The sequence below is a fragment of the Mesorhizobium sp. M7A.F.Ca.MR.148.00.0.0 genome (assembly GCF_003997735.1).
Taxonomy (GTDB): Bacteria; Pseudomonadota; Alphaproteobacteria; order Rhizobiales; family Rhizobiaceae; genus Mesorhizobium.
In genome coordinates, this window is sequence record NZ_RZTB01000663.1 from 1 (window position 1) to 242 (window position 242).

At 64.5% G+C, this 242-nt stretch carries 1 protein-coding gene; it reads right to left on the bottom strand.

Features of this window, described 5'->3' with window-relative positions; translation table 11 throughout:
* On the bottom strand, nt 1-242 hold a 242-nt coding region (locus tag EOB49_RS35735), incomplete at both ends, for a helix-turn-helix domain-containing protein (protein WP_164782026.1).

The window sequence follows — 242 nt, forward strand, 5'->3', positions numbered from 1 at the left end:
CCACGACCCGAGCGCGTCGATGAGCGGTACAAGCCGGCGGCCAGGCGCTGTGAGGTCATAGTCGACCCTCAGCGGATAGCCCGAGCGGGCCGTTCGCCGCACGATACCGGCGTCCTCCAGCTTGCGCAGTTCCAGCGTCAGGATGCGATGTGACACGGTCGGGTTGTCACGTCTCAGGTCGCTGAAACGCTTGGTCCCGTCCTTCAGATAATAGAGCAGCAGTGTGGGCCAGCGACCGCTGA